The organism is Bradyrhizobium genomosp. III, from assembly GCF_000261705.1.
Taxonomy (GTDB): Bacteria; Pseudomonadota; Alphaproteobacteria; order Rhizobiales; family Xanthobacteraceae; genus Bradyrhizobium; species Bradyrhizobium ottawaense.
In genome coordinates this window covers 1-4483 of record NZ_AJQF01000481.1, presented here as the reverse complement: position 1 = coordinate 4483, position 4483 = coordinate 1, and the positions used below count along the sequence as shown (strand labels likewise).

The 4483-nt window shown below is 59.1% G+C and carries 4 protein-coding genes and 2 pseudogenes; 4 read left to right on the top strand and 2 right to left on the bottom strand.

Annotated features, from left to right (window positions below; genetic code table 11):
* Nucleotides 1–3 precede the first annotated feature (3 nt).
* Together IC66_RS48705 and IC66_RS0137865 are read right to left on the bottom strand one after the other, a co-directional pair.
* Nucleotides 4–188: pseudogene (locus IC66_RS48705) on the bottom strand (hypothetical protein); the annotation flags it as partial.
* A gap of 32 nt (nt 189–220) precedes the next feature.
* Nucleotides 221–1550: pseudogene (locus IC66_RS0137865) on the bottom strand (IS5 family transposase).
* Nucleotides 1551–2140: 590 nt separating this feature from the next.
* Between IC66_RS0137865 and IC66_RS0137860 the strand changes: the two are divergent.
* The 4 genes from IC66_RS0137860 to IC66_RS0137845 all read left to right on the top strand — a co-directional run.
* Nucleotides 2141–2587 carry a Panacea domain-containing protein gene (locus IC66_RS0137860; protein ID WP_035665968.1) on the top strand — a complete coding sequence of 149 codons (447 nt, stop codon included), beginning with the start codon at nt 2141–2143 and terminating at the stop codon, nt 2585–2587.
* A 672-nt stretch (nt 2588–3259) separates the two neighbouring features.
* Entirely contained in the window at nt 3260–3445 is a 186-nt protein-coding gene (locus IC66_RS47340) for a hypothetical protein (protein ID WP_018641664.1), read from the top strand.
* Between the two features lie 222 nt (nt 3446–3667).
* Nucleotides 3668–4111 (top strand): tol-pal system-associated acyl-CoA thioesterase, encoded by a 444-nt coding sequence (gene ybgC, locus IC66_RS0137850; protein ID WP_011089947.1) that lies wholly within the window; start codon nt 3668–3670, stop codon nt 4109–4111.
* Nucleotides 4112–4236: 125 nt separating this feature from the next.
* A partial coding sequence (locus IC66_RS0137845) for an acyl-CoA thioesterase (protein WP_440588121.1) occupies nt 4237–4483 on the top strand: 247 nt, incomplete at its 3' end.

The window sequence follows — 4483 nt, the reverse complement described above, 5'->3', positions numbered from 1 at the left end:
AACTCAGGACTGGATAAAACTTGGGGGCAAGGTCACGATCGCTAAAATGGCACGGCGCTGCGTCTTGTATTGGAACGGCATGTCGAACCAAGAGCGGTCGTTCAGCAGCTGTAGTTCCGGGAGCGGTCGGCATCGACGTTTGACAGTCCGACGAGGAAAAAGCCGTCGGTGACTTTGACAGCTAATCCGTCGTTCGTGAAGAACGTCCCTGAGCACCGTTTTACGCAAGGTGTGGTTGCGATAGGTGGCGACAGAGTATCCATAACAGGCCGCATAAAAGTTCGGTGAGCCAGCGGCGGAGCAGGCTGAAGTTGTAGCCGGCGGCGGCGAGCACGGCGTTGGTGCGGTCGCCGTCGCGACCCTTGAGATGGTTACGGCGCATTCGGTGGTCGTCCTTGAGATGGCCGATCACAGGCTCGACGGCGGCGCGACGCCGCATCTCGCGGCGGATGGCTTTGGTGACACGGCGAACCTGGCCGCTGATCCAGACCTTGAATCGGTCAGGATAGTTGTGGCCGCGGTAGCCCTTGTCGCCGTGGATGCGGCGCGCTGCAACACCAGTGAGCTTTTCGAGGTCGGCGATGACGGGACCGAGCGTGTGGCCGTCATAGGGATTGCCGTGCAGGGCCTTGGCATGCAGTACGAACTGCCCGCCTTTGGGCGCGGTGGCAGGCGTGGCAATCGAGACTTTGCAGCCAAATTCGTAAGGTGCCCGGGCCTTGCCTTTGCCGATGCACTCCACCTCGGGGGCGTGCAACGAGTAGACCTTGGGACCGCGCTGACGCTGCTCTTGATGGCGAACCCGGTGGGCGAGATCGAGCAGCGGACCAAAGCGATCCTCAAGCGCAGGGTCGCCCTCGATCTTGCGTCTGATGTCACGGATGATGCGGCCAAGCCGGGTGCGCAGGAATTTGAGCTCTCGCCGGGCACGCTTGAACTGGTGGGCATGCGTGTAGCGTCCCACCATGATGGCGGCGCGCCTGGCCACGCGCAGATAGCTTTGGCGCAGTTCGACGCTCTCGCGTTTGGCCAAACCGACCAGCTTCTCGATCGCCCGGTGCATGAGCCGCGCATCGCTCGGATGCGCGATCGACTTCTCCTGTACGGTGGTATCCACAACGAGCCGCTCGAGATCTTTGGTCTCGATTGCCCCAGTTCGATGCGCCACCGAGAGGCTTTCTTGCAACAGCGCGGCGATCTGCTCCTCACCCAGCCGCTGGCGCCAGCGGGTCAGCGACGAGCGATCGAATGGCAAGTCGTGCCGGAACACCACCTCGCCGCAGAAATACTGAAAATACGGGTTCTCGACCCCCGCACAGCGCCTCGTCAGAGAGATTGTGCATGTGCTTGAGGATGAATAGTCCGGCTACCAATCGTGTCGGCAACGGTGGCTGCCCCGGACCGAGGCGACAGACCGAACTGAAGCGTCCCGCCAGGAAGTCCCAATCGATCTCCGCCGCCAGACGCACCAACGGATGGCGAAGGTTGATGATCTTCTCCAGAGATGGACGAAACAGATCGTCCTGACGATCGTCGCGCGGATGGCTCATGGGTTCTCCCCAACAGCGAATCTCGCCGTCAAAGGAATCACGAAGCCGCCCAATCCGGAATCCAAAAACGCAAGAAAACCAGGACCTACCCACGGCTTTCTTGCAAAATCGAATACTTGCTCGCGTCAAATCACTGCGACAGATCAATCGCTTCCGAATTCTTCACGGGCGACTAATCCGGCCAGCGGGGTCGCAGTCAGCGTCTTTAAGAACCCAAGAAGCCATAGGAACGTTGACTTGTCGAATCCGAAAGGGCGGCCGAGATGTTGATAATCGCCAGCCACCTCCTGCGGATCGTGAGCAGCCGGCGAGGTCAGTCGGATTTCTAGCGATGCCCTCTCCCCGGCAATGCCTGAGAAGCCTACGCGCGGAATTGGCGTCAGAGCTAGTTTCGCTCAAATAGGCCAGAAAATGAAACATCTACCAAAAGGTTAACGCGCCCCGGCGCCGGCCCCCCGACTTGAGGCGGCCGCGAATCAGTCTTTGCGTTGCCGTGCCGCAGCTCCAAGGGAACGTCTTGACAAAGCACGACTTTAGATTCCGTGACCGCCGAGTCGCGATATGATATGGTCTTCGTCATAGAGGCCAAGATGAACATTCAGGATGCTTGCGACTACATCATTGTGAGGCTTACGGAGGACGGCGGATTTCTGAACGTCCTGAAGTTGCACAAATTGCTTTACTACTGCCAGGCTTGGAGCCTGGCCTTTGGTCGTGGTCCGCTGTTTCCTCAAAACAGTTTTCAGGCCTGGGTTCATGGGCCCCTAAGCCGCGCCGTCTATGACCGGTTCGTTCAGACGAAGGCGATGTATTCGTCGGTCGGGCTTCCTGATGTCCGGCAAGGTTTTGATCCGATGGGCCTGACTGAGGCTGACCGCGCCTTTATCAACTCCGTGCTCGAGGTCTACGCCCCGCTTTCCGGCGACCAACTCGAGGAAATGACACACCGAGAAGAGCCGTGGATCGAGGCCCGTGCTGGAGTCTCGGCGTCATCAGCGACTTGGGTGAGCTCCTTGAAGCAACGATCGATAGCCTGACATAGAGTCGGAGTTACCCGGCCCGCAGGCCAGTGATCCGATACGTCCAGGAGCGCTTCGCCGCGGAGACAGGGGGGAGATTTTCAAAGCGTATCGCATACGAGCTGAAGGAACGTAACTGCTTGGGCGGGACTGAAACTGATGCCGAGGCGTCCTTCTGACCGACAACGCGACAAGTGGCTTCCCGACAGTCCGTGAGGATTACTTGGAAAAAGATGGTGGCCAAGGCGTCGTTGGTCGTTCGCTACAGTCCCGCTCAGGATAAGGTCTCCCATCCCGTAGCTGGCCGGCCCGAGCTTTACTTCGCTCAACGTGAGATCGGCCTCCTTGATCGCCGTAGCGGCAAAGTACTCTTGAGCTTGTGCGAGCGAGCTCGGCGCGGACCTCCTTGCCGGATTTCCAGCCTATGTTGTAACGCTTGGTCGTGGATCGAGCAGCTTCAAGAACAGCGATTGCGGCATCTGTGAAGCCGCCGCTGGTCCAGAGCTCGAAATGAACTTGAGACGAGTTGAGGCGCTCTTCTGCTTTTGTCGCCTTGTAGACCCTTCTGGACCAAGATCGGCGCGCGGCCTGGCAACAGGACGGCAAGGGCTTCAACATCCAGTTGAGCTGCCTGCCATTGAACGGCCGCCTCGTGGTTCGCGAACCCAAGGCCGACGCGGAGGCGGGGCAATGAGCCCAGCCGCCACGCGGGGCTACGACGTCGGCTTCAAAAGCTGGATGACATACGAAACCCTCGTGCTCGCCAGCAGCGAGCACGAGGCCATCGCCAAGGGCAAGGCCATTTACGGCCTCGCCGGCCTCGGCGATTTTTCGTTCAGCGATTGCGGCGAAGGACTGGCTCGCCTAGGTTCATGAGCCGGAGGCGCATTCATGAACGTCGTCCTCAAGCCGGGTACGCGTTGACGATAGATCTCCGACATATTCATCCGAAGTCGATGGCAGCAGCGCGACGCCTGCCGCATTCAGGCGGTTGCCTCAGCTTCCGGCAGCAGGAGCCAAGCTCAAGACGATTGCTCAGAAAACCGCCTCTGTGCAAGACCATGGGTCCCTGTACGCGCAATAAGAGGAAACCGCGCTGTGACACTCTCTCTTGACGGCGAAATTCGAGACGGACGGCATTACATGCAGGTCCGCGTCTATTTCGAAGATACCGATTCCGGCCAGATTGTTTATCACGCGAATTTTTTGCGTTTCATGGAACGTGGCAGAACGAATTACTTGCGCCTGCTCGGCACCAATCAGCAAGCGCTGCTCGAGGAAACGCGGAACGATGCGCCGGGCTTCGCCTTCGTTGTCCGTTCGATGACAATCGATTTTCTAAAACCGGCAGTCTTGGACGACCTGCTTGACATTGTCACGGTCCCGCAAGAGGTGAGAGGCGCGTCGATTGCCTTGCTGCAGGAGTGCAGGCGCGGGGGTGATCTCTTGGTCTCGGCGCGTGTACGGGTCGCGTTTATCTCAGGCGGAAAAGCGCAGCGCATCCCAAAGGCTCTGAGGCTTGCTATGGAAGAGCACAGATAAATCTGCCTTTCGTTCACGCTTTAACGCTCCAGCGACCCAATGAAATCAATGCGTTGGCCTTTTGTTGCGATATCGTCAAGTCAGAGTTCTCCGGCATCGTCTATCACGCCAATTATCTGCGCTACATGGAGCGCGGCCGCACCAATCACCTCCGGCTGATGGGCGCCGAGCAGCAGGCGCTGTTCGACCAGGTGGAGACCGAAGGTGCGGGCTTTGCCTTCGTGGTGCGCTCGATGCATCTGGATTTCCTGAAACCCGCTCGGATGGACGACGTGCTCGACGTCGTGACCTGGCCTGTTGCGGTGAAGGGCGCCTCGATCATGCTGGCGCAGGAAGTGCGTCGCGGCGAGGAGATTCTGGTGAAGGCCGAGG